23 protein-coding genes are annotated in these 25,283 nt (G+C 42.8%); 12 read left to right on the forward strand and 11 right to left on the reverse strand.

Going from position 1 to position 25,283, the window contains the following annotated elements; translation table 11 throughout:
* Nucleotides 1–2: 2 nt before the first annotated feature.
* Together QY309_11385 and sppA are read right to left on the reverse strand one after the other, a co-directional pair.
* Nucleotides 3–4,046, reverse strand: a complete 4,044-nt coding sequence (locus QY309_11385; GenBank protein ID WKZ58470.1) for a PKD domain-containing protein — start codon at nucleotides 4,044–4,046, stop codon at nucleotides 3–5.
* A gap of 246 nt (nucleotides 4,047–4,292) precedes the next feature.
* Nucleotides 4,293–6,041: a signal peptide peptidase SppA gene (sppA, locus tag QY309_11390; GenBank protein ID WKZ58471.1), complete on the reverse strand. Its 1,749-nt coding sequence runs from the start codon at nucleotides 6,039–6,041 to the stop codon at nucleotides 4,293–4,295.
* A gap of 64 nt (nucleotides 6,042–6,105) precedes the next feature.
* On the opposite strand from sppA, the gene folK reads away from it, so the two are divergent.
* Nucleotides 6,106–6,600, forward strand: a complete 495-nt coding sequence (gene folK / locus QY309_11395) for a 2-amino-4-hydroxy-6-hydroxymethyldihydropteridine diphosphokinase (GenBank protein WKZ58472.1) — start codon at nucleotides 6,106–6,108, stop codon at nucleotides 6,598–6,600.
* Here folK and fabD read toward each other — a convergent pair.
* The 3 genes from fabD to QY309_11410 all read right to left on the reverse strand — a co-directional run bounded on the left by fabD (nucleotide 6,597) and on the right by QY309_11410 (nucleotide 10,873).
* The gene (gene fabD / locus QY309_11400; protein WKZ58473.1) at nucleotides 6,597–7,472 is read right to left on the reverse strand and encodes an ACP S-malonyltransferase; all 876 of its coding nucleotides are present in this window, start codon (nucleotides 7,470–7,472) and stop codon (nucleotides 6,597–6,599) included. The genes folK and fabD overlap by 4 nt on opposite strands.
* 75 nt (nucleotides 7,473–7,547) lie before the next feature.
* Nucleotides 7,548–7,964 carry a thiol-disulfide oxidoreductase DCC family protein gene (locus QY309_11405; GenBank protein WKZ58474.1) on the reverse strand — a complete coding sequence of 139 codons (417 nt, stop codon included), beginning with the start codon at nucleotides 7,962–7,964 and terminating at the stop codon, nucleotides 7,548–7,550.
* The gene (locus QY309_11410; protein WKZ58475.1) at nucleotides 7,961–10,873 is read right to left on the reverse strand and encodes a gliding motility-associated C-terminal domain-containing protein; all 2,913 of its coding nucleotides are present in this window, start codon (nucleotides 10,871–10,873) and stop codon (nucleotides 7,961–7,963) included. Before QY309_11410 ends, QY309_11405 begins: the two co-directional genes overlap by 4 nt.
* Before the next feature lie 142 nt (nucleotides 10,874–11,015).
* Between QY309_11410 and QY309_11415 the strand changes: the two genes are divergently transcribed.
* From QY309_11415 to QY309_11425, 3 genes are read left to right on the forward strand one after another with little or no spacing between them, the layout of a single operon-like run.
* Nucleotides 11,016–11,255 (forward strand): hypothetical protein, encoded by a 240-nt coding sequence (locus tag QY309_11415; GenBank protein ID WKZ58476.1) that lies wholly within the window; start codon nucleotides 11,016–11,018, stop codon nucleotides 11,253–11,255.
* Nucleotides 11,256–11,301: 46 nt separating this feature from the next.
* Nucleotides 11,302–12,996: a 1-acyl-sn-glycerol-3-phosphate acyltransferase gene (locus QY309_11420; protein WKZ61700.1), complete on the forward strand. Its 1,695-nt coding sequence runs from the start codon at nucleotides 11,302–11,304 to the stop codon at nucleotides 12,994–12,996.
* On the forward strand, nucleotides 12,974–14,035 hold the full coding sequence (locus tag QY309_11425; GenBank protein ID WKZ58477.1) for an NAD(P)H-dependent glycerol-3-phosphate dehydrogenase: 1,062 nt from the start codon (nucleotides 12,974–12,976) through the stop codon (nucleotides 14,033–14,035). Before QY309_11420 ends, QY309_11425 begins: the two co-directional genes overlap by 23 nt.
* On the opposite strand, the gene QY309_11430 is transcribed toward QY309_11425, so the two are convergent.
* From QY309_11430 to rsmA, 5 genes are all read right to left on the reverse strand, one after another.
* On the reverse strand, nucleotides 14,032–14,430 hold the full coding sequence (locus QY309_11430; GenBank protein ID WKZ58478.1) for an HIT family protein: 399 nt from the start codon (nucleotides 14,428–14,430) through the stop codon (nucleotides 14,032–14,034). The two genes, QY309_11425 and QY309_11430, sit on opposite strands and share 4 nt — an antisense overlap.
* A gap of 2 nt (nucleotides 14,431–14,432) precedes the next feature.
* A complete protein-coding gene (gene greA / locus QY309_11435) occupies nucleotides 14,433–14,909 on the reverse strand; it encodes a transcription elongation factor GreA (GenBank protein ID WKZ58479.1) in 477 nt (158 codons plus the stop codon).
* Between the two features lie 111 nt (nucleotides 14,910–15,020).
* Nucleotides 15,021–15,866 carry a pentapeptide repeat-containing protein gene (locus QY309_11440; protein WKZ58480.1) on the reverse strand — a complete coding sequence of 282 codons (846 nt, stop codon included), beginning with the start codon at nucleotides 15,864–15,866 and terminating at the stop codon, nucleotides 15,021–15,023.
* Nucleotides 15,867–16,144: 278 nt separating this feature from the next.
* Nucleotides 16,145–17,500: a magnesium transporter gene (mgtE, locus tag QY309_11445; GenBank protein ID WKZ58481.1), complete on the reverse strand. Its 1,356-nt coding sequence runs from the start codon at nucleotides 17,498–17,500 to the stop codon at nucleotides 16,145–16,147.
* The gene (gene rsmA / locus QY309_11450) at nucleotides 17,478–18,314 is read right to left on the reverse strand and encodes a 16S rRNA (adenine(1518)-N(6)/adenine(1519)-N(6))-dimethyltransferase RsmA (protein ID WKZ58482.1); all 837 of its coding nucleotides are present in this window, start codon (nucleotides 18,312–18,314) and stop codon (nucleotides 17,478–17,480) included. The genes mgtE and rsmA overlap by 23 nt, the downstream gene beginning before the upstream one ends.
* Before the next feature lie 97 nt (nucleotides 18,315–18,411).
* Between rsmA and pdxA the strand changes: the two genes are divergently transcribed.
* The 8 genes from pdxA (at nucleotide 18,412) to accC (ending at nucleotide 24,514) form a co-directional block, all read left to right on the forward strand.
* Nucleotides 18,412–19,428 carry a 4-hydroxythreonine-4-phosphate dehydrogenase PdxA gene (gene pdxA / locus QY309_11455; protein WKZ58483.1) on the forward strand — a complete coding sequence of 339 codons (1,017 nt, stop codon included), beginning with the start codon at nucleotides 18,412–18,414 and terminating at the stop codon, nucleotides 19,426–19,428.
* Between the two features lie 94 nt (nucleotides 19,429–19,522).
* The gene (locus QY309_11460) at nucleotides 19,523–19,909 is read left to right on the forward strand and encodes a TerB family tellurite resistance protein (GenBank protein WKZ58484.1); all 387 of its coding nucleotides are present in this window, start codon (nucleotides 19,523–19,525) and stop codon (nucleotides 19,907–19,909) included.
* A 91-nt stretch (nucleotides 19,910–20,000) separates the two neighbouring features.
* On the forward strand, nucleotides 20,001–20,528 hold the full coding sequence (locus QY309_11465) for a DUF177 domain-containing protein (protein ID WKZ58485.1): 528 nt from the start codon (nucleotides 20,001–20,003) through the stop codon (nucleotides 20,526–20,528).
* 2 nt (nucleotides 20,529–20,530) lie between these two features.
* Nucleotides 20,531–20,722, forward strand: a complete 192-nt coding sequence (gene rpmF, locus QY309_11470; GenBank protein WKZ58486.1) for a 50S ribosomal protein L32 — start codon at nucleotides 20,531–20,533, stop codon at nucleotides 20,720–20,722.
* Between the two features lie 142 nt (nucleotides 20,723–20,864).
* Nucleotides 20,865–21,860: a beta-ketoacyl-ACP synthase III gene (locus tag QY309_11475; protein WKZ58487.1), complete on the forward strand. Its 996-nt coding sequence runs from the start codon at nucleotides 20,865–20,867 to the stop codon at nucleotides 21,858–21,860.
* A 52-nt stretch (nucleotides 21,861–21,912) separates the two neighbouring features.
* The gene (gene efp, locus QY309_11480; GenBank protein WKZ58488.1) at nucleotides 21,913–22,476 is read left to right on the forward strand and encodes an elongation factor P; all 564 of its coding nucleotides are present in this window, start codon (nucleotides 21,913–21,915) and stop codon (nucleotides 22,474–22,476) included.
* Between the two features lie 92 nt (nucleotides 22,477–22,568).
* Nucleotides 22,569–23,063: an acetyl-CoA carboxylase biotin carboxyl carrier protein gene (gene accB, locus QY309_11485; GenBank protein ID WKZ58489.1), complete on the forward strand. Its 495-nt coding sequence runs from the start codon at nucleotides 22,569–22,571 to the stop codon at nucleotides 23,061–23,063.
* Between the two features lie 101 nt (nucleotides 23,064–23,164).
* The gene (accC, locus tag QY309_11490) at nucleotides 23,165–24,514 is read left to right on the forward strand and encodes an acetyl-CoA carboxylase biotin carboxylase subunit (GenBank protein WKZ58490.1); all 1,350 of its coding nucleotides are present in this window, start codon (nucleotides 23,165–23,167) and stop codon (nucleotides 24,512–24,514) included.
* 46 nt (nucleotides 24,515–24,560) lie between these two features.
* Here accC and QY309_11495 read toward each other — a convergent pair whose 3' ends face one another.
* Nucleotides 24,561–25,121, reverse strand: coding sequence for a DUF3109 family protein (locus QY309_11495; protein ID WKZ58491.1), 561 nt, complete (start codon nucleotides 25,119–25,121; stop codon nucleotides 24,561–24,563).
* Between the last annotated feature and the right edge of the window lie 162 nt (nucleotides 25,122–25,283).

A 25,283-nucleotide genomic window follows, 5' to 3' on the forward strand; every position in this document is an offset into this window, starting at 1 on the left:
CACTAGTTTTGATGCATTATTGGTCCGCCAAAACAATTAGGGTCGCTTCTGTATGTTGTGAGCCAAATTGACTGGGAAGTAACTTGATTGTTGCATGCACCACTGTAAGCTGTGCATCGAACCTCCCAATAACCCTCCTGATAAACAAAGCCTGGTGGAGCCTGAACAGGGGATCCAGAAGCGTATGTGATCCATGAACCTCCATTGTAACGGTACTCCCAGGTAAAGGAATAAGGGGGACAGCCTAAGCGTACGGTTGCAGTGAAGGATGTTGGCTCAAAATTGTAATTACATAAGTCAATACTTGTTGGACCGGTGACACCAATAAGTATGGAGGGTGGACTATTTACAGTCATGGGATGCGTGATGGTGACTGTTCCGTATTCCGGATTAGTTTTCTTCAACGTTACCGTGTAATTGCCGGGAATCTGATAAATGTGGCTTACAGATGTGGAAGTCCGAATATTACCATCACCCATATTCCATTCGTAGGAGATTTGACCATACTCGAGGTCATCTGATGATGATAAATGCACAGACTGCCCCACAATGCCATAATTAGTTCCGGAAATTGATGTATTAAAACCTTTACTGGTTTTATAGTGATACCGATAACGTGCAGTAATATTTCCATCGTTGTCCTTTTCCAGCTTAAGTCGGTTTAACCGATCGTAATCGTAATAATACTTAATGGCATTTTGATCGGTTACATAGTTTAACCCTACCAACGGTTTGTGATTGTAAGAGAACGTTTGTGAAATCGATGAACCGGGGTTTACCGAAAATTGTGTTACAAGGGAATTATTGTGTCCCCAGGTATATTGCGTTTTAATACCATCCATCGATGTTTGCTGAAGCAGGTTACCGGTATTCTGTTGATAGCTATCAAAGGAATGAAGTAATCTCAAACGCGTATCAGCAGTAAACATACCATTACTCTCAACCTTTGACGTTTGATAAGCCGAAGGATTCATAATTTCCTTAGTACCCCAAATTGTTTTTGGTTTAACAAAAATCGTAGGGCTTCCTTCACGGGTATATTTATAAACTACCGATGAAATCAATTTTTCATCACTTTGCTCCCGAACAAAATTTTGAATTTCCACTGGCGATGTTATCTGATGATTATTGACCAGAGCTACCAATGCACCTGTTTCAGGTGATGCATTAGCTGCAATGTTCAGTTCACAATTGTAAAACTGGTCATAACAACTTTGCCAACAGTAATTTTGAACCTGTGGGTCAGGCTCTGTGTCACAACTCGCCATACAATTATCATAGGTCTGCTGGCAATTAGCCATAGCAGTAGGTGTGTAATTATAATCAGGGTGTGTTACATACTTTGTTTTGGTAACAATTTTCGAACTAGGATCAGCCAGGTTATACTTGATACTTTCAATCTGTTGCAAATTCTGAGGATCATAAATAAACTCAGAAACAGTTATAAAAGAACCGATTGGTGTATTTTGAGAATCAAATATAGTTTCAGTGGTTCTTTCAAGAACAATCCAATCGGCTGAGATTTTATATCGTCCATAGCGCTTTCGATTTTGCGGGGTTGGCTCAGTACCAGCAGAAAATCCATACATCACGGGGCTCAAGTAATTATGGAGGTTTATCCCATATTTGTTCAAAACCTTTTTAACCTGTTTACCATCATTATTATATACAATATGTTCCAATAGCATCCCCCTAAGGTGGTCTCTCATTTCCTTTCGTGGAAAAGGGAAAATGTCCATTGCAGTGTATGGGGCACTGTAGCTTGGGTTAGAAAACAAAGGGGTACGTTGATCTCGTGCATCTGGCTCATCAGCTGTAGGTGAATTGGAGCCAGTAAAAACAAAGTCTTCGTAACCATTATGATTATTTTTTAACCCATTGTAAACCCGAACTTTTGGATAATAGGTTAAAGGACCTCTAAAAGATGATTCATTTTGCGGTCGGGAGGAAATAATCATATTTTTCATCCAACCTAAGGATGTTGTCCCGTCTAACATAGCTTCTTCAGCATGCAACTCATAGTTTGCATAGGATACAAATTGGCCTTCTGTTTGATTTATTGAGTTCAGGTATTGAATTTCCTTCTGACTAATGAGATTTGCTTGCTCATTAAAATCAAGAATCCGTTGAAGTTGTGGCCCTAAAACGCTTCCAAATTGGAATTCCGTATACCCCTTAGTGGGATAAGTGATTCTTTTTAAAATACCTCGCGTTGGTACTCGCACACCACTTGCGTCAGCAGGATCATAACCACGATAAATCTTAGTCCTTTTTCCTGAATGAAGATCAAAGTCCAGCTCATTATTTGCATTTACTTTGGCAAACCGTAATCCATCGCTAAGTGGTGTTGTACGCCTTTGTAGCAAATTACGGCCATCATACAAAAATGAATAAAGAGGTACGTTGAGCCCACCGGTTTCATCTACAATGCCTTCCAGATAAAGTCTTTTAAAGTTATAGGCTTTAAGTCCCTCAAAAACAAACTTACGAAGGGTCTCATTACTTACTGTAGTTTCAGTATAGGCCTTTGCGTAATGTGGATAAAAGTAAGTGGAGCTTTGGCTATAGGAACTAATTTTTCTGATGGTAATTGCCTCTGAAATCCAAAAGAGATCGTTCTGTGCTTGTGAATCTGAAGTTTCTATAGTTGCATAGTTTAGTTTAATTGATTTTACATACACATTATCCATATTCTGAAGATATACTCTTTCGTATTTAACGGCACCGGGTAAATCTTCGCGCGTTGAAGTTTGAAAAGTAATTTTGTTCCCATTTGCAGCCACAATGGAATTTAAACGAATATTGCTTTCTGTGATTACAGAATGATTCATAAAAACACCTCCCGGATGAGCCGCATGAGATTCTGGCTTAAAGTAGTGATTTGTTTCTGCCTGTGGAACTCGGTTATTAACGGTGTTGAAATTTGGTAATGGTTCACCACTTCCATGCACCGGTTCTGTAAATTTCCTTAAAGCCAGCAAATAGTTTGGGTCCGTAATCATGGTTGCTGGATGAATTGTCCAACCTTCTGGTGATGGATGCACCCATGTAAACGTGATGGGGTCTTCGCATATTAACCCAAAAAAAGTACACTTTCGAGTTTTTAACTTTCTGGTGTACTCATCGAGTCTAACCATTACCGGGGAAAATCGAATTGAACTAGGCGCGGTTACATATTTTACATCACTTCCTTTAAGGTAATTAAGTACAATATTGTCACCAGATGGAGCTATAATTTGCTTTAAGAACCACTTTGAATTATAAAAGTCAATTGTATTAGTTTCGTTTTCATTTGCATTATCAAAATATTCGTCACCAGTATAGTACACGCTAGCCCTTTCATTAATTGAATATGAATACCATTCAACTGTTGCTGTCCATTTAAACCTTGCCTTCATGGTTAGTGTCTCAATTTTTCTTTCCTCCACAGAAGTAACATCGCCACCAAAAATATACTTTATACCATCTTCAGTAGTTACTTCAAACCTGTTGATTTTGTTGTTACTCAATGTATATGAGATCTTAACATTCTGTCGTGGTATCGGAACAGGTCGTTTGTATTTATCAAATACAAACCGTATTGAGCGGCCATTGATGTTTATCACAAATTCATCCGGATGAGTATCACGTTCATTCTTTTCACTATATGAAACCCAGTCTGAAGCGTTTGAGAGATTATTCCAATAATCTGTTGCTAAAGCATATTTCCAATACCCCACCGATGGATGCTCATCTGGCAATCCGTTCATATCTCTTGCAATGTATCCACCCGCATTGAGTGTCCACTTTAAACCAACCTGACCCGCAAGTTCGTCAACCCTAACGCCAGAGGCATCGTAGTTTAAGGAAACGGGCAATGACAGTTCTCTACTGGTAAGCGTGATAAGGGGAAGGCTTATCTCTGGCAAACCTGTAAAATAATTAACAGGTATATTTCCAAACGAACCTAAAGACGCTGACTCAGACGGTTTGGGTATGTAGTTGGCATGGTAGTCGCTTTTTGCATATTCCCCGGTGGCAGGGGTTTGTGAAAATAGATTCACCACTGTAACCAAGGAACAAATCAGGAGGGGTATAATTACTCTGCTCATTCTTAAAATAATTTATCCAAGCATATTCCATCGTGATATTATATTGAGAATATCAGACTTAATAATTGCTTAAATTTTATTCAGGAAATCCTGCATAAAGTATGTCAGGTTTTCCTGACATGAACTGCAATTTATAATTGCACTAAAACACAAAAGACCCGAGAGGGCCTTTTATGCTAGAAATAAAATTTATTTGAAACACTAATGGATTGTCACCTCAAACGGCATGCGGGCCTGAACACCATATAATTCCTTCAATTTCAGCCCCTGTTGATAGAGGTAGTACTGATCACCAAGTTCTTCTTTCAACGCTTTGGTTTTAGCGTTCTCGGTGAGCTGCTCCATAAATTGTTCAAAGAACGGCTTCTGAACAGGGTACTGCTTTACGGTATAGTCATCTAAGCCTGCAGCCTGTACAGCAATGTTGATTGCATCACTATAACCACCCAGAATATCAACCAAGCCACGATCTTTTGCCTGTGAACCTGACCACACTCTTCCGGAAGCCACTTTCTTTAACGCGTCCTGTGACATAGCTCTTCCCTCCGCGGCTTTACCCGTAAAAGTTTCGTAGATCTCTTCGGTGCGATTTTGCCAGACATCCTTCTCAGCTTGCGTTAACGGTCGACTGATCGTTACCAACTCTCCATACTTGCCCGTATTAACCTCATCGAACGTAATGCCAAGCTTGTTTCCCAAAAATCCACTCGCATCAAACAATACACTGAATATGCCAATTGAACCGGTAATGGTGTGCGGCTGTGCCACTATGGTATCTGCTGCCATGGCTAAGTAATAACCACCCGAAGCAGCATAATCAGACATAGAAGCAATTACCGGTTTCACTGCTGTAGCAAGCTTCACTTCGCGCCACATCATATCGGATGCCTGAAATGCGCCACCCGGTGAGTTCACCCGGATTACAATGGCCTTCACCTTTTTATTCAGTCTTGCCTTGCGGATTTCCTCTGCAATAGTTTCTCCACCAATAATGCCTTCACTTGATTTACCGGGCATGATGGTTCCATCCGCTACGATTACAGCAACTTCATTTGCACCACCTTGTTTAGCCTGAATGCTTTTACTGTATTTCTTTCTGGTTACAAATTTAATACGGGCATCTTCTTCCAATTCCAGGCGTCCGCGAAGTTCATTCAACACTTCATCATAATATAACAGACCATCTACCAAACCATGCTCAACTGCAAGCTTGGAATTACGCACCGTCATGTTATCTGACAATTCTCTCAAGTTATCAAGGGGAATGTTTCGTCCTTCAGATATACCAACCAGCATGTGATCATAAATGGAGTTGAGCAACTCAGACAATTGCAACCTGTTTTCGTCACTCATTTTTTCAAGCATAAACGGTTCCACTGCACTTTTGAAATCCCCTACCCTGAAAATCTCAGGTTTGATCTCAAGCTTATCGAATAGCTTTTTAAAGAATGTTACCTCCACGGTTAATCCGTTAAACTCAACCTCTCCTTCAGGATTCAAATAAACTTTATCAGCTGCTGTTGCAAGGTAGTAGGCTGGCTCCGACATCACATCGGCATACGCTACCACCCACTTACCGCTTTCGCGGAAATCGATCAGCGATTGCCGAATTTCCTCAAGGGTTGAAAACCCTGCCATCGGGTAACTTACGTTCAGAAAAATGCCTTTAATCTTGGGGTCAGATTTCGCATGCCTGATAGTTTCCTTTAAGTTCAGCAAGCCAATTTTCTGTATGCCGCTTCCAAAAAAAGGCATTCCTGAAAAGGGGTCATCTATTTCCTGTTCTGTAATCTGGGCATCCAGTTTTAACTGAAGCACCGAGTTGCTGGTAATCACCACTTTCTCCTCTGAGCCTAAAGCAAAGAGTAGGGCTATCATCAATACAAAACTAATTGCTGAAAAAACCAGCAGGGCCAAAAATGAGGCAAGGAACGTTTTAAAGAAATTCATAAACCGGAAATTAAGTCTCGAAATTAAGCAACTCAGTCTGCCTTTTAAAAGTTAAGTTTGCTGAATGGCAAATGTCTTCCTTTTACTAGGCAGCAACCTGGGCGATAAAATCGGCCAGTTAACCGAGGCACGCCAGCAAATCAGTCGGCTTATTGGGCCAATTGTTACAGCTTCTTCCATTTATAAAACAGCTGCATGGGGCGAAGAAAATCAAGATGATTTTCTCAATCAGGTTGTTTGGGTAGATACAGAATCGCAGCCCTATGAAGTTTTGAATATTACTCAACACATAGAAAAACAGGCGGGGCGCATACGTAAAGAAAGATGGGGTGCCAGAACGCTTGACATTGACATCCTGCTTTGGGATGATAAAGTGGTTGCAAACCCTGATCTGAAAATTCCACACCCCGGAATTCCGGATCGAAAATTTACCCTCGTTCCATTAGCTGAAATTGCTCCACTCTTGGTTCATCCCATTCTTCAGAAAACCATTGAAAAGCTACTGGAAGATTGTACGGATAATTTACCCGTTGAAAGGCTACAACACCAAGATTCCTAAATACTCATGGCCTCGACCTGAGGAGCTATTTTTTTCACCAGACCTTGCAACACTTTACCCGGACCACATTCGATGAATGTTGTGGCACCATCTCCCACCATTTTTTGTACGGATTGAGTCCAGCGAACCGGAGCCGTAAGTTGATCGATCAGATTTTTTTTAATTGCCTGCACATCTGAAGAAGGAGAAGCATTTACATTTTGATATACCGGGCAAATGGGAGTATGAAACGGTGTGGCGTCAATGGCTGAAGCCAGCTCTTCACGTGCGGGCTCCATTAAGGGCGAATGAAAAGCACCACCTACTTGAAGGGGTAAGGCTCGTTTCGCCCCGGCCGCCTTTAGTTTTTCGCACGCGATTTCAATTCCTTTTAACGATCCGGAAATAACCAGTTGACCCGGACAATTATAGTTTGCGGCTACAACAATCTCTTCCTTAATGGATGCACACACCCCTTCAACTACGTGATCATCCAATCCAAGAATAGCAGCCATGGTTGATGGATTTATTTCACAGGCACGCTGCATGGCCATCGCACGTTTATACACCAGCTTTAATCCGTCTGAAAAGGATAATGCTTTATTGGCTACCAGCGCGGAAAATTCACCCAACGAGTGACCGGCCACCATATCAGGCTTAAACGAATCATTAGACAGTGCTACCGCAACCGAGTGAATAAATACAGCCGGCTGTGTAACCTTCGTTTGTCTCAGCTCATCGGCTGTACCTGAAAACATAATGGAGGTTATATCAAATCCGAGTATGGCATTTGCTTCATCAAACAACTGTTTTGCCTTCGGATTTGATTCATAAATATCTTTACCCATTCCGGTAAACTGTGCACCCTGACCGGGAAATACATAAGCCTTCATACTATTCAGTTTTATTCATTAACACGCGAAAATACAAAAGACAGGCTTTCGCCAAAGCATGGTGCGCCTAAGTCCTTAATCAATAAACCTACCCTTAAGCTCAGGCGTGGGCAGCCAGCAAGCATCTTTTTTACCAAACCAGCTATACCGGTTACGTGAAATCCAATTGTAGATTGGGTCCCGAAGAAATCTTGGAACAATTTTAAAAACATAAAACAATGGCCATAAGCCCGTAAGCTGGCGGGCTATTTCCAAGGCGGCATCGCTTCGCTCCAAAAACGAGTTTCTTCGAACCAAAATAATGCTGTAGAGGGCATCCGTAGGAAGTTGAAATTTTTCCAGCAATTGCTGTCCCGTTGGAGATTGTAATGAAGCGAACCGAAACCTGGCTTTCGGATCACGCTTGATGATAAACTGAACGGAACTGCTGCACAGGTTGCAGACACCATCGAATAAAACAATATTATTAAACTGATCCGAGACAGAACTCATCGAACGAGGTGAACCCATCCTTTAATGGTCTGAACGCGTTTCTTCGGATCTACCACATCGAAGGTCACATCGGCCTTGTAGAAGTAAATACCTGAGGCCAATGGCTTGCCTCCATTATCACGGCCATCCCAATCCACAAAAATGGTATTCTCACCACCTGAAGTATAGTTGTAAACCTCACCACCCCACCGATTAATAATAGTCAGCTCTACACGTTGTACGAAGCGGGCACATCGGCCTTGCAAATGTGCAGGTACTTGGCAACCTTCTTCGCCATTACCGCAATTCTGGTATTCACGAACATTAAACGCGCTGAACAAGTCATTGAAGCCATCGCCATTTGGTGTAAAGATGTTAGGCAGCTCGTAATATGGGCAGTTATCATTGCATACCGGGTCGCTCAATTCACTTTCATTACCGGAGCGATCAACCGCAGAAATGCGGTAACAACGAGCAAATGTATTCAGGTTGTTATGGACATAAAACGTATCCGTAACGTTTGTAGCCAATAGTGAGAAGGGCGCACCAACCGAATTCGCCACATACACATTATAGGTTCGGATATCGGCCCGACATGTCTCGTCTTCCGGGCGATTCCAGAATATGGTATTGCTGAACGTATTGAAATTACAAACCTCCTGTTGAACAAAATCTTCGCAGTTGGTTAACTCGGCCTGTAGCACTGGCTTACAAGGTGCCTCATCATCAACAGGCTGCGCACAAATAATCTGGGAGTAATTTTCTTGGGGTACCGCAATAGCCGGGTTACCATACCCGCCTCGGGTCATTACCCGGTAACAATACACTGTGTTATTATCCAAGGGTTCATTGTTGTGCTGACCAACATCCGTGTATCGGAATAAACTATCGAACACATTCACACTGGCAATCAAAGTAAGATCACCCTCTGTCGCATTTTCCGGCCCACGATAAATATCATGTAACGGGAAGCTTTGAATTTGATTCGACCAGGGTACAAAGGCATTCCAGTTAAGTTCAATTCTGCCTGAAGAAGGTTTGAGTTCAAGTCGAACCGTTGAGGCAGAAGCCGATTGATCAAAAGGTGTTGTTTGATTTTGAGCAAACACCTTTACCCTGTAATTATAAATCTTACTGTCTGTATCCAAATTTGTATCCAGAATGGTTGTATCACCCGGCAACGTTCCCGTGTGAATGGCCACATAGTTGGTACCTGCAAAACCATCTGCACGCTCAACCACGTAATCATATCCATACGGCTCTTTCGGAAATTGGCCCTCATCTGCATCAAATGGAGCGCGCCAACTAACCCGAATTTCTCCATCTGTTAACGAGGTTTTTTCTATGGTAACATGCGTAATTACAGGAGCATCAGCTAAAATGGGAGGTATACAAATTTCTTGGGACACATAACTTTCTCCACCACCAGGTTGAGGATACACGGCCACTAACCGGTAACAATAGCGTGCACCTACATCCAAACCTGTATCATTAAACTGAGTTGCCGTTGCTGCCACCTGTCCAACCTGTGTGTATCCTAAAAATGGAGGCATACCGGTTTGACAACTATCGGGTTCAAATGTAATACTGTCAACTCTTCTCCAAACTTGAATAAAGGCAGCTTCCTGGCTGCAGGTGTAATCTTGCCAAGTGAGCAATGCACTTCGGTTCGTAAAATCGGGTGTTGCCGATGACCATACTGGTGGTGGTGCTACCACACGAATGCGCCATGTTTTAAATGTAACCAGCTTTGGTCCTCTCCCAGGATTTCCGTTTGCATCTGGTGGATTATCTGTTATCTTGAAAACGACTTGGTAAGGAAGCTCCTTTACATGAAAACATTGGGTTTCCCACTCAAATTCAAGTTCTGCAGGAGGATTGGAAGGTTGATAATCATTCAACCCGGGAACAGGCGAATATGTAGCTGGGGATTCAAAATTAAAAATCTCAGAAAATGCTTCGATTTTAACATCATGGCTTTCCGGGTCTATACCGAATATTGTTGCGTTAATTGTTGTGCCCGCCTCTACACATATATCTTCCGGAACAATTAAATCAGGACGTTCATTGTCACAGTCATCTACAATAATCTGCATGTCCCTGCGAACAAATCCTAATCTGAACCATTGCCCATTTATTTTCCGCCATTCAACTACAATAAAAGCAATGTTATACTGACCGCTCAAACCAGGAGCATCCCAAATAATTGTTCCGTCAACAGGATTTATTGTAAACGTTGGGGGTCCATTTCCAGCTTCATTTCCATTCGGGAAATTGGCGTAGAAACTTTGATCATTTGGATCTCTATATTGCGCTACGGTCTCGTTCCTGTTTCGGAAAGGAATTACAAACTCATAAGACAAGCTATCGCCATCCGGATCAAAAGCACCGGGGTTATGAAAGAACGCCACACCTGTGCAAGCCCGATCGATTGGAGGGATTAAAAGTTGAGGTGTGTTATTGCAACCAAAAAAAGGATCAATATTAATTTGAGTCTCAATATAAAAGGTGGTAGAAATAGAGTTTGCCATATTCAAAACCCCTCCATTTCTATTTGGCTCAACGTAACTGATAACATACCGGCCCGGACCGGAGTACGTGTGTTCAATAGTGAAGGAGGCCGAAGCAACATCTGGCCCAAGAGACAGGTCGGGGTTATTTGGCGTTTCGGGAACAAGAATTGGAGCCGAACCATCTCCAAAATCCAGGTAATCCATTTCACCTCCAAAAAGCACGGTGGACCCAGTATTGGTATAAACGGTAACGGTAATGCGAAACGTTAAACCTGTACAACTTACCCGTGTGGCTACGATTTGACCTGCCCGTAAATGGGTTGCATTGGCTTGCGGAATAAACAAAACCTGCAAAATGGCGATGAAGAATAAAACTATTCCCGCCTTGCCCGCCTCAAACTTCAATATTCCGCCCATGTGATACCAATCAGGTTACAATATAAAACCCTTATGCCGATCGAAAAAATTCAAATTATTCAACGATATAGCGTCAATTTTAGTCTTTTAACCCCCGAAAAGGTTAAGTTGTTGTTATAAACGCTGTAAAAATTCACTTTTCATGCGAATCATTGGAGAAATACCGCATCCCTCCTGCAAAATAACACTCTTTAGCTGGAACAACCGGTACTTAATTAAACTGGAGCAAGGACTCCTCGAACAAACGTATAAGATAGATCAGTTTGAATTAAGCGGTGAGCAGGAGCTACACCAGATTTTAAGTGAGGAGTTCCTTACCAAAGCCACCAATCTTTTTTCCGAAATGGAGGCCGCGCTTCGAAAAGCACAGCAGGCCTTATAAAAAATACGCATACTACAGATGCGTGAAAATGTAGTATTTTGTGCCCGTGGAAGTACTGGAGAAAAAGAATAAGAATAAAAAGTATGAGCCCATTCTGGAAGGCATTCCGGATTGGCCGGTGTATAGGCTTAGCCGTAACCGGAAAGAATTTATAGAAGAAGTAGCAGCCCGATCAGCTGAACGCATTACCCAGTTACGTCCATCAACCAAACAATTGCTGGATGAGCTGGAGGCAACTGTTTACCGGGAACAACAGCGCATGAAACGGAACCGTTGGCGCGTTGATCCGCCGGATGAAAGTAAATTCTGGTCGGGTATCAAACAAGAGTTGATTGATCTGGGGGCTGTACCAGAAGAAGAGAAGCAAAAAAAATCGCAGGAACTTCTTACAAAGATTGTTCACCGTTATGCCAATGAAATTGCCGGCAATTTTAAGCCGAGCTCATACCGCTTTGCGCGGGAAATGATTAAGTTCTGGTTTGCCCGTTTGCTTAATGCTTCGCGGGTAAAAAAGTTTGGTGGCTTTTTTCGCAATCAATATACCCTGCGCGATAAAATTCAGATTGTAGGCAAGGTGAAGCAATTGCGCAGCCTTGCCCGCAAAGGAACCATTGTAATGGTGCCTACGCATTTCAGCAACCTCGATTCCATTTTGATCGGGTGGATTATTCATGCACTTGGCTTGCCCGCCTTTATTTATGGTGCCGGGCTGAACCTATTTAACATGAAGATATTTGCCTACTTCATGAACAGCCTCGGGGCTTACAAGGTCGACCGGAGAAAGAAAAACCTGCCTTACCTTGAAACATTAAAGATGTACTCCAGCATAGCCATTCAACGGGGTGCACACAGTTTATTCTTTCCGGGCGGAACACGATCACGCTCAGGCATGATTGAAAAAACGCTAAAGCTTGGCTTGCTCTCCACCACCATTGAAGCGCAACGCAACATCTACCTGAATACAGCTGAGGGGCAACCTCCACAAAAAATATTTGTGGTTCCGGTAACCTTGAATTACCATTTCGTACTGGAAGCGCCTGAGTTGATTGATGATTACCTGTCTATTAAAGGACAAGACCGGTACTTACCCGAAGAAGACCCGCATGGAAGCTGGGGATTGCTAAAATTCTTATTCAAATTTTTCACCAAGGGCTCCAATATTTCTGTTTCTATTGGACGAGCCCTGGATGTGATGGGTAATTATGTTGATGAAGAAGGTAACAGTCTGGATTCGCATGATCGCATAATTGAAACGCGCGACTATTTTCTTGCTAATGGTAAGATAACGGTCGACCCACAACGCGAGAACGAATACACACGCATGCTCAGCCAGCGCATTGTTTCGGAATACCATCGTATCAATCGCATTTTTGCCAGCCACCTGGTTGCTTTTGTTGCGTTCGAACTATGGCAAAAGAAACATCCTAAACTTGATTTGTTTGGGTTGTTGCGTTTGCCCGAAGAAGAACTGGAGTTGGATTATGCAGAGTTCAGAAAAACCTGTAAGCGTATCCGAAAAAAAATATATCACCTCAAAAAAGAAGGAAAAGCCAACCACGCCACGCACCTGAAAGGAAAAATTGACCTGGTAATAAAACACGGACTGGATAACGTTGGCATATTTCACCTCAAGCGCCCGTTGGTCATGAACAAAAAGGGCAACATTGTTACGCAGGATCTTAACCTGTTATACTATTACCACAATCGCCTGGCGGGCTATGACCTCGAAAAGTTCATCTGATAACAAGCCCATTGGTGTAATTGGCGCTGGTAACTTTGGCAGTGTTGTGGCCAACCTGCTGTCGCGCCAGCATAAAGTTTTGTTATATGCACGCGATGAAAAAGTAGTGCAGCGAATTTTGGATACACGAGAAAACCGTGGTTACAAAATGAACAGTCGGGTTACACCCACCAACGACCTGAAATATTTAGCGGAAAGTTGTGAAGTGATTTTCCCCATCGTTCCTTCTGCACATTTCCGCTCGATGATGCAGAAACTTTCACCGCACCTGCATCCTTATCACATTCTGATACACGGCACAAAGGGATTGGACATTACCCTGCCGAAGGGTCAAACCATTGATACCGTAAGCAAGCTCAGTCGCGAACAGGTGAAAACCATGAGTGAAGTGATTCGTGAAGAGAGCGTAGTGGTTCGCGTAGGTTGCCTGGCCGGCCCAAACCTGTCAAAAGAATTAGCCGAACGCCATCCTGCCGCAACTGTAATCGCCAGTCCGTTTAATGAAGTGATTAGTCTGGGACAAAAATTGCTGCGCAGCGATCAGTTTCAGGTTTATGGAAACAACGAGTTGGTTGGCGTTGAATTGGCTGGTGTACTGAAAAATATTATCGCCATTGCATCGGGAGCTTTAAGCGGGATGGGATATGGAGAAAATGCACGCGGCCTGTTAATAAGTCGTGGAGTCGTTGAGATGATTCACGTGGGCAAGGCATTGGGTGGAAACGTAAAAGCATTTCTGGGCGTAGCAGGTATTGGGGATCTGGTAACCACCAGCAACAGTACCCTAAGCCGAAATTTTCAGGTAGGCTATAAACTGGCGAAAGGTAAAACCCTTCAGGAAATTGTGAGTAGCATGGATGAGGTCGCTGAGGGGGTTAGTACCGTACAGATTGTAAAAAAGTGTGCCGACTATTATAAACTTCGCGCCCCGATTACCAGCATGCTCTACAAAGTGTTGTTTGAAGACCTGACCGTTGAACAGGCACTCACCTACCTGATGCGCTATCCACTCAATGTGGATATTGATTTTCTCGATTAAGCAGAAAAGGCTTTTTTGATTTTTTCGGCAACCTGCGAAAGCTCTTCTTTTGTGGGCTGAAGTTTCGGCTTCGAAAAATTTATATCACTCATGGTGTTCATAGGCACCAGGTGCACATGAACATGCGGAACTTCCAACCCGATTACAGCAACTCCAATCCGTTCGCATGGAACTACCGCCCTGATAGCAGCTGCAACACGCTTTGAGAAAACATGAAGGCCTGCAAGCGTTTCATCATCTAAATCAAAAATGTAATCAACTTCAGTTTTAGGAACCACCAACGTGTGCCCCATTACCAATGGCATAATATCCAGAAAAGCAATAAACCGATCATCCTCAGCCACAATATGCCCGGGTATTTCACGATTGATAATGCGCGTGAAAATGGATGCCATAGTTAAACAGCTATGTTTGTGATCTCAAACTCAACTTCACCAGCTGGCGTTTTGATTAATGCCATCTCCCCTTTCTTCTTTCCCAATAATCCTTTTCCGATCGGTGACATGGTTGAAATTTTTCCTGCTTTTAAATCAGCTTCTTCTTCTGACACAAGTGTATACGTAAAAGAAGCACCGTTCTTTTTGTTCTTGATCGTTACCTTCGACAAGATGGAAACTTTGGAAGTATCTACATTGGCTTCATCCAATAAACGTGCATTGGCCAGTAAATCTTCCAACTGGGCAATCTTGGCTTCCAAATGGCCTTGGGCATCCTTGGCCGCATCGTATTCAGCATTTTCACTTAAGTCACCCTTATCGCGTGCTTCAGCAATCTGGCGTGCAATTTCCTGACGTCCCTTGGACTTCAATTCAGTAAGTTCGTTCCTGAGTTTATCAAGACCTTCACGGGTGTAGTAAGAAATTTTTTTACTCATAACACTAATATCAAAATACGACAAGCAATAAAAAAGAAACAACGGCCTCCGGAAGGAGACCGTTGTCAGATATCGCTACAAAGGTAATGCTTTAAATCATTTGAACAAAAATCAGGAACCAACCAGCTCGGGAAGCGCGGTTTGGATTTCAGAAAACAAATCATCGTCAAAGCGCGCCAGGTACAACGTTTTTGCTTTTGCAAGTTGTTCTATCGTAAGGCCTTTTGCTCCACGTAAATCAGCTTTATATAAACTTGCATTCTCCAGATCGGCCCCCATCAGGTAGCTGTTTTGCAGGTTTGCCTCCATCAGGTAGGCGTTATTAAAATTTGCCTTGATCAAAAAAGCATTCTCGAATTGAGCTTTAATTAAAAAGGCATCTTTAAAATTGGCACCACTGGCATAAGCACCTCCCAGGTTTGCCTGGTTAAGGTTTGAATTCTCAAAATTCGTTTGATTTAAACGCGTATTCTCCAGGTTTGCTTCAATTAATGAGGATTGAGAAATATTGGCCGAATTAAGATTAGAACCCGACAGGTTAACGTAGTTTAGGTTTGTGCGAGCCAGAAAACAGTTTACCAGGTTGATTTCATAAATTTGATGGCGGTTAAGTCGCTTGATGTTACCCACCGTACGAAAAGCCGCTTCTTCAGATTCCCACAAACGAAAGTCATCAATTTCATCACGGTAGAATCGAATGCGTTGACGAATCTGACCGTTTTGATTCAACCAAAATATAAGAATACCGATTACAGCAATGTCGAAAATCATACCGTGGGCTTCGGCCAGAATTTGCGCCCAGAAATTATCAAAATCATTAATGTAGTAGCGCAAGCTAAGCCCAATCACCAGCGTGGCTATCGCAACCAATACGATGGTAGACGTAAGCAATGGTTTTTCAATAACACTATTGAATGTCTCACTTAATCGCTTTAACCGGTTCTTTAAAAAACTCATTCGAATAACACTACTGAATGTGCAAGATGTAAAAAATTAAGAAGCATCAAAATTACACGTTTTTTTAATGCCTTTGATACCAGATGATTTAACGTAAATGTAAATTATTACATCTGTAGGCTGATAGCAAACCAAAAGCCAAAGCCTCTTGATTACCCCATACATTACACGCATTGAGCGCTTTCAGCGCTACGTATTTGCTTTCAAAGTCAATAAGTTTTGTTGATGACCAAGAACTGCCTGAAAAACTTACATCCTAAAAAGGGACTTTATACCGATTAAAGCATCAAATGAACGGTAAAAAAATAAACGGTTAACCCCAACAGATCGTTTGTTGTAGTAATAAAGGGGCCTGATGCCAGCGCAGGGTTGAACCCGAAACGATTCAATATCAAGGGTGTGATCGTTCCGACAAATGAAGCAAACACAACTACGCTCAGCAACGCCACCGAAACGATAATAGACAATTTTTGCTCACTAAAGATTAACACATTGGCTCCGTAAACAAGTAATGCCAATGATATTCCGCTGAGTAATGCAACTAAAAATACTTTCGCGAGGCGTGTCCAAAGTCCGTCATACACAAAGCCCGGGTTAGCCAGACTTTGAACAATCAATGATGATGATTGAATGCCCACATTACCTCCCGTTGCTTGAATAAGTGGAATAAAGAATGCAATGGCAGTAATGCGGCTCAACTCGGCTTCGAAGAGTCCCATAAATTTGGCATTCATCAAACCGCCAACAATTCCAATTAGCAGCCACGGCAAACGTGCACGGGTATTGCGCCATACGCTGTCATCTTCCTCCACATCTTCACTGATACCCGACATCAATTGGCGATCCTCTTCAGCCTGCTCGGTAATTACGTCAACCACGTCATCGATCGTAATTCTTCCTACCAATTGCCCTTGTACATTTACTACCGGAACAGATTCAAGGTCATATTTCCGCATAATGTCGGCTACTTCCAAATCAGACAAATACGTTTCAACCGAAGTGATATCGCGCTCACAAATATCGGATACAACTTTTCGCGCATCAGAAAGTACAAGGTCTTTAAGTGACACACGACCAACCAATACATCGCGATCATTCACCACATAAACCGCGTAGAACTTATCTACATTCTCAGCTTGCTTCCTGATCTCATCAATACATTGAACCACCGTCCAGTGATCCCGTACTTTGATGAGTTCTTTTGCCATCAAACCACCGGCAACATTTTCTTCATACCGAAGCAGTTCGGTTACCTGGGTTCGAAGTTCATGGTTAAGTCCGGATAGAACTTCTTCCCGTTCTTTAACAGGCAACTCATTTAAAATATCTGCAACATCATCCGAATGCAATGCATCAACAATCGGAATAATTTCATTTACCTGATAAACCTTGAGGTATTTTACGCGTGTATCGGTATCCAGGTCATTGATGATCTCTGCCTGCACTTCCAACGGCAATTGATCAAGCACATACTTAGATTCTTCAGAATTGAATTCATATAGAAGCGCAGAAATATCAGCTGCTTTTACACCTTGCAGGCTTTCCAGTATAAACGCCTGGTCGCGTTCATCAAGGGCTTGCTGAAAACGATCAACAAACTCTTTGGTTAGCTCAAATTGTATCTGCTGCTCCACTGCTCTTCTCTATTAATTGAGTCAAGTGTATAAACTCATCAACCGACAATTGCTCGGCACGTTTGTCCAGAATGGCGAGCTTCAAAAAATCCTGCACGGTATCCGGATGAACATGCGCAAAGGCGGGCAAAATTAGATTTTTTAAGGCGTTACGCAAGGTTTTCCGTCTGTTATTGAAGCCTTGTTTTACCACTTTAAAGAACAACGCTTCATTGCAGGGTAAAGTCTTTCGTGCATTACGCTCAAGCCTGATAACTGCCGACATTACTTTGGGTGGAGGATTAAACACTCCGGGAGGAACTTTGAAGAGATAATGAATCGTATAAAATGCCTGCAGCAGCACACTTAAAATCCCATACGTCTTATTTCCATGCGGTGCGGCAATCCGATCAGCCACTTCCTTTTGCACCATGCCCACCACCTGCCACACATGGTCTTTTTTTTCAAGTACTTTAAAAAAAATCTGTGAAGAGATGTTGTAAGGGAAATTTCCGATGATGGAGTATTTACCTGAAAACTGCTTGCTCAAGTCTAGCTCCAGAAAGTCGCCCGAAATAATGGGCAAACCTGGATAATGCTTTTCAAGGTAAGCCACCGAATCGCGATCAATCTCCACAACCGTTAAGGCAACATCTTTACGTTGAACCAAAAACTGTGTAAGCACGCCCATGCCGGGGCCAATTTCCAACACCTGTTCTGCACCATCCGGAGCGATTAAACCCTGAACAATTTTTTCTGCGATATGCTTATCGTGAAGAAAATGTTGCCCTAATGATTTCTTCGGCCTTACACGATCGGTTTGTTTCATGCGCATCCTGTAAAAGTACAAAGTCGTGTTGAGGTTTTAACCGACAACCACCAACATTGTAACCCACCATATTTTTAAGTAAATAGCCAATTAATTTTTACGTATGAGTCAGCAGCAGAAACCACGTATAGGCATTACACTTGGCGACCTGAATGGCGTTGGGCCTGAAGTTGTGATGAAGGCACTACAGGACAACCGCTTATTAAACCTGATTACCCCGGTGATTTACGGCTCAACCCGTGCATTATCGTTTTATAAAAAACAATTGAACCTGGAAGAATTCAACTACGGTCATGCGAAAACACGTGGGCAGTACATCCCTAAAACCATCAATGTAGTAAACTGCTGGGAAGATGTGATTGAAATAAACCCTGGCAAACCTTCAAAGGAAACGGGCAAGGCTGCGTGGCTCGCATTGAAACAAGCTACTCAAGATTTAAAAGAAGATATGTTGGATGCGCTGGTCACTGCTCCGATAGATAAAAACACGATTGCCAGTGAAGAGTTTCCATATCGCGGACATACCGAATATCTCGCCAACGCATTTAACACAAAAGATTTTGTAATGATGATGGTGAGCGAAAAGCTACGCGTTGGACTTGTTACTGAACACATTGCGGTAAAAGATATTGCCGGTACAATTACCACTGAGTTGCTGAATAAGAAACTAAACGTGTTAGAGCAAAGTCTTCGAAAAGACTTTGGAATTACCAAACCCAAAATTGCTGTACTTGGTTTAAATCCGCATGCTGGTGATGGTGGTGTAATCGGAACAGAAGACGATCAACTCATTAAACCCGTAATACAGGATTGGAAAAACAAAGGAAAACTAGTTTCAGGGCCATTCCCTGCCGATGGATTTTTTGCTTCCGGAAATTATGCCAAGTATGATGCCATCCTGGCCATGTATCACGATCAGGGATTGGTACCGTTCAAGCTTTTAGCCTTCGAAACCGGAGTGAATTTTACAGCAGGTCTATCAATTGTGCGCACTTCTCCCGATCATGGAACAGGATATTCAATTGCCGGAAAAAATTTAGCGCAAGAAGGTTCATTACGTCAATCGCTTTACACTGCAGTTGATATTGTAGAAGCCCGAAGAGAACTGATCAAAGAATAAAACACAACGTGTAATGATTTTTTAAGCGAAGCGACTGATTCATAACCTTAAAAGATCATTAATTTTCTATCTTTGGCTGTCTCTCGAAAGACCTATGGATATTGTAACCAAAAAGCTCATCAATATTTTAATACAGCTTGCTGAAGCAGATAAGCATTTTGCACGTGCCGAGCGTGACATGATATTCAGAATTGCCAAGGACAAAAACTTTCCCGAAGAATCCGTTACTGCCCTGATCAGAAACCCGGAGCCCATTGAATCGCTAGGCGCACTTTCTCACGATCAGAAGTTCGATTACCTGTATGCCATCATTGAGCTTGTATTTGCCGATCACAATATTTTCGACAGTGAAATTCTGTTCTGTAAAAACGTGGCCATTAAGTTAGGCTTCCGTAAAAACGTTATAGACTACTTTGTTGAGCATTACGGCAAGAAAAGCCGGGAGGAGTTTAAGGCTTTGGCTATAAGCCAGCTGCTATAGCTAAAATCGCCCAAAAATGGCCTTTCTTTTATATTCTGATTAATTCTCCTAAATTTGCCGACCAATTTTAAAACCCGCAAGGGCTTGTTCTTTGGAGGCGTATCGTGTTAATATTCAAGGGTTAAGCAACAACATTCACCATTTTGAGTATGAATTCGGTGATGAGTTTTTTGGCCAGTACGGAGCTGACCTGGTGTCGGCCGGTGCTTTTAAGGCGAAAATTACCCTGGATAAGCGCGAAACCTTCATTGAAGCACATTTTGACCTGAACGGAACGGTAAAATTGGTTTGTGACCGAAGCCTGGAAGTATTCGATTATCCCGTTTCAATTGATAAGCGAATAATCTTCAAGTTTGGTCATGAGGTTGCTGAGGTTACCGATGAGATTGTCATCATCGACTTCAACACGGTAAGCCTTGAACTCGGGCAGTATATGTACGAGTTTATTAGCCTGGCGATTCCGATGAAGAAGCTTCATCCGCGCTTTGCGAGTGAGGAGGACGAAGAAGAAGGTGATGAAGAGGGCAGAATTATCTACACCTCTGAAACGGAAGAACCCAGCAATGAAGAAACAGACCCCCGGTGGGAAAAATTAAAGAACTTGAATAAAAACAAATAGTTATGCCGAATCCGAAACGAAAAACCTCGAAAACGCGAAGAGATAAAAGAAGAACGCATTACAAGGCAACAGCGAAAGAACTGGTAGTATGCCCTACAACAGGTGAACACCATTTGCCGCACCGTGCATTTTGGCACGAAGGCAAACTTTACTACAACGGTAAAGTGGTAATGGAAAACGAAGTGCTGGCTTAATGCGTCTCCATCACGGCCAATCGGAACAACCGTTTTACGGTTTATCGAAGCGCCTGATGCTTAACACGTTACAAAACGCTCGATGCAAGTCGGGCTTTTTCTTTTTACAGGTTTTGTATTTTATACCCTATCTGAAACGCTCATGACAAAAATCCGGGCAGCCATTACTGGCGTAGGCGGTTATGTTCCCGACTACATTCTCACCAATCACGAGTTGGAAACCATGGTGGACACCAACGATGAATGGATCACCTCACGAACAGGAATTAAAGAACGAAGAATCCTTAAAGGTGAAGGACTCGGCACATCGTACATGGGCACAAAGGCCGTGGAAGAGTTGCTGCGCAAAACCAAAACCGATCCGAAAGAAATTGACCTGATCATTTTTGCTACGGTTACTCCCGATATGCCCTTTCCTGCAACGGCAAACCTGGTGGCTGATCAAATCGGAGCAACTAACGCCTTCAGCTACGATATCAGTGCGGCCTGTTCAGGTTTTATTTATGCCCTCACCACAGGTGCCAAATTTGTTGAATCGGGCGTCTATAAAAAAGTGGTAGTAATTGGTGGCGACAAAATGTCGTCTATCATCAACTACCAGGATCGTACCACATGCATCATTTTTGGCGATGGCGCGGGGGCTGTATTGCTTGAGCCAACAACCGAAGAAGTGGGCGTAATGGATTCCATCCACAAGAGTGACGGATCAGGAGCCAATTACCTGCATATGAAAGCCGGTGGAAGCCGCATTCCCGCTTCGCATGAATCGGTAGATGCCCGACAGCATTTTGTATTCCAGGAAGGTTCGGCTGTGTTTAAGTTTGCCGTAACCAACATGGCGGATGTATCGGCACAGATCATGGTAAAAAATAATCTGAAAAGTGAAGATGTAGCCTGGCTGGTACCACACCAGGCAAACAAGCGAATTATCGATGCCACGGCTAACCGGATGGGTGTTACCGAAGATAAAGTAATGATGAATATTGAAAAGTACGGAAACACCACGGCTGGTACCATTCCCTTGTTGTTGTGGGATTATGAGAAGAAACTCAAAAAAGGCGACAACCTGATATTGGCGGCCTTTGGAGGTGGCTTTACATGGGGTGCCGTTTATGTAAAATGGGCATACAACGCTTAATAATAATCAGCAGAATTAAACAGGATTTATAACTTTAGAACTACTTTAAGCTATGGCAACTATTTCAGATTTAAGCCGCGGAAACTATGTGCGCTACAACGGTGAAATTCTTCAGGTTGAAGAACTTCAGCACCGCACACCCGGAAACCTGCGCGCTTTTTATCAGGTAAAAATGAGAAACATCCGAAACGGAAAAATTGCTGAGAACCGTTTCCGTCCGAGTGATGAAGTTGACTTGCTTCGCGTTGAAACAAAAGAATATCAATACCTGTATGCCGAAGGTGAAAGCCTGGTGTGTATGGACAATCAAACTTTTGATCAGATCTATCTGGACAAAGCGTTATTAGGCGATTCAGTAAACTACATTAAAGAGGGTGTAACCATACTCATTGTTTTCGAAAACGGAACTTCCCCTATTTCTGCCGAAGCTCCGCCTAACGTAGTGATGGAAATTCAGTATACAGAGCCGGGGTTGCAAGGCGATACAGCCACCCGAACACTAAAAGCGGCTACACTTGAAAATGGTGTTGAAATACGAGTACCTTTATTCATCAACACCGGTGATAATGTTAAAATTGATACCAAAACAGGTGCTTATATTGAACGGGTAAAATAATATTGTGAATCATGGCCAAAACCAAAACATCTAAATCACCCAAAACCGGAACCAGACCTGCCCCGACAGCAAGTTCCGCCAACCCTACGAATATGAAAACTTCAGAAATCAGAGACCTTATCGACTTCATTTCCAAAACCGGATTAAACGAAGTAAACATTGAAACCGGTGAGCTGAAGCTTCACATCAAACGTGAACCAGATCAAAAAGTATTAAAATCTGCAGCACCCGTAATGGCTGCACCGGTTCAGGCAGTTGCACAAACCGCCCAACCACAACCTGCAGCGCAAACTGCAGCGCCTCAGCAAAAAGCTGCACCGGCAGCAGAGGCAACATCAGGAAAGAAAACGGTTGACATTAAATCACCTATGATCGGAACCTTCTATCGCTCCGGAAACCCCGATCAACCTCCGTTTGTTTCAGTTGGCGATAAAGTGACCAAAGGTCAAACCCTTTGCATCATTGAAGCAATGAAACTCTTCAACGAAATTGAATCGGAAGTATCGGGTACCCTTGTAAAAGTAAATGTGGAGAACGCTTCACCGGTAGAATACGATCAGGTGTTGTTCGTAGTTGAACCCGATTAAGGCACATTTAAGATTTTAGATTTGGGATATTTGATTTACCTGAAGCCATTCGGGTAAAATCAAAATCTTAAATCGTAAATCAAAAATCTAAAATCAGAACTATGTTCAAAAAAATATTAATCGCTAACCGAGGAGAAATTGCCCTGCGTGTAATTCGTACCTGCAAAGAGATGGGCATTAAAACCGTTGCTGTCTATTCAACTGCGGATCGTGAAAGCCTGCATGTTCGTTTTGCTGATGAGGCCGTGTGCATTGGTTCAGCACCGAGTAAAGATTCATACCTGAATATTCCACGCATTATTTCGGCTGCCGAAATTACCGGTGCCGATGCGATTCATCCGGGCTACGGATTTTTGTCGGAGCGTTCGGAGTTCTCCTCCATCTGCCATGAATATGGAATAAAATTTATTGGCCCAACACCGGCTATGATTGAAGCCATGGGTGATAAGTCTACGGCTAAGGACACCATGAAGAAAGCCGGAGTACCCACCATTCCAGGTTCAGATGGCTTGTTGAGTTCTTTGGAAGAAGGTAAAAAACTCGCGAAAGAAATTGGGTATCCGGTAATTGTAAAAGCAACTGCCGGAGGTGGTGGTAAAGGCATGCGCATCATCAACGATGAAAGTGAGTTTCAAAAAGCCTGGGATGATGCCAAACGCGAAGCCGGTGCAGCCTTTGGTAACGATGGTCTGTATCTTGAAAAGTTTGTAGAAGAACCACGCCACATTGAAATACAAATTGTAGGTGACCAATACGGAAAGGTATGTCACCTCTCTGAACGCGATTGCTCCATTCAGCGCAGGCATCAGAAATTGGTAGAAGAAACGCCCTCTCCAATTGTGAGTCAGGAATTGCGTGAACAAATGGGTGAAGCGGCCATTAAGGGTGCACAGGCCATCAACTACGAAGGTGCGGGTACCATTGAATTTTTGGTGGATAAGCACGGCAAGTTCTACTTCATGGAAATGAACACGCGTATTCAGGTTGAACACCCGATTACTGAAGAAGTAACCGATTACGACTTAATAAAAGAACAAATAAAGGTTGCTGCCGGTGTTCCGATCTCCGGTAAAAACTACTTCCCGAATTTATTTTCGATGGAATGCCGCATTAATGCGGAAGATCCGGCAAACGGTTTCCGTCCTTCGCCTGGTAAAATTACCAACCTGCACATGCCCGGTGGCCATGGCGTTCGTATTGATAGCCACGTGTATGCGGGTTACACCATTCCGCCTAACTACGATTCGATGATTGCCAAGCTGATTGTAAGTGGTCAATCGCGTGAAGAAGTGATTACCCGTATGAAGCGTGCGTTACAGGAGTTTGTGATTGAAGGAATTAAAACAACCATTCCTTTCCATATTAAGTTGATGGACAACCCAACTTTCCGTTCAGGTAAGTTCACTACTAAATTCCTGGAAACGAATTTCGATTTTTCAGATTTAAAGTAAGCATTCGGGGTGTTGGGACTTGGGTGTCGGTGTAGATACCTAAATCCTAACCCTCAATAACTTTCACCAACTCATCATACCACGGTTGTCCATATTTACGGACCAGCGCTTCTTTCAAAAACTTATAAAGTGGCACCTGCAATTCCTTGCCCAAGGCACAAGCTGGTGAACAGATGCTCCACTTGTGGTAGTTCACTGCTTCAAAGCCTTTCTTTTTGGTGATTCGTATCGGGTATAAATGACAGGAAATCGGTTTCTTCCATTTTATTTTCCCATCGTAATAGGCTTGTTCAATGCCGCACTTCAATACTCCCTTATCATCATAAATGGCGTAGGCACATTCCTTTCCGCCAATGGTGGGTGTTGAAAAATCGCCATCATCATCCAGCACGTGGGTACCCTGCTCTTCAATGGCTTTGATGCCTTCCTTTGTCAGGTATGGCTTTACTTTCGGATAAATTTTCTTCAGGATGTCAAGTTCGTCATCTTCCAATGGCGCGCCATAATCGCCCTCCACACAGCATGCGCCCTTGCATTTTTCAAGATTGCAGACAAACTCCTTTTCTTTTATATCATCGGAAACCAAAACTTCACCAACCTGAATCATATAAACCTGAATTAATTATGTTACAATAGTATCATACTTTTACGTTGAGTCTGTCGAAACGTAAACATAAAGCATTCTTTCCTAATCCCACTTTATCAACTTTATAAAAAATTGGATCTACCAGATCAATCATTTTCACGCAAAGAAATCGCAAAGAATTAC

This window comes from Cyclobacteriaceae bacterium, assembly GCA_030584025.1.
GTDB lineage: Bacteria > Bacteroidota > Bacteroidia > Cytophagales > Cyclobacteriaceae > UBA2336.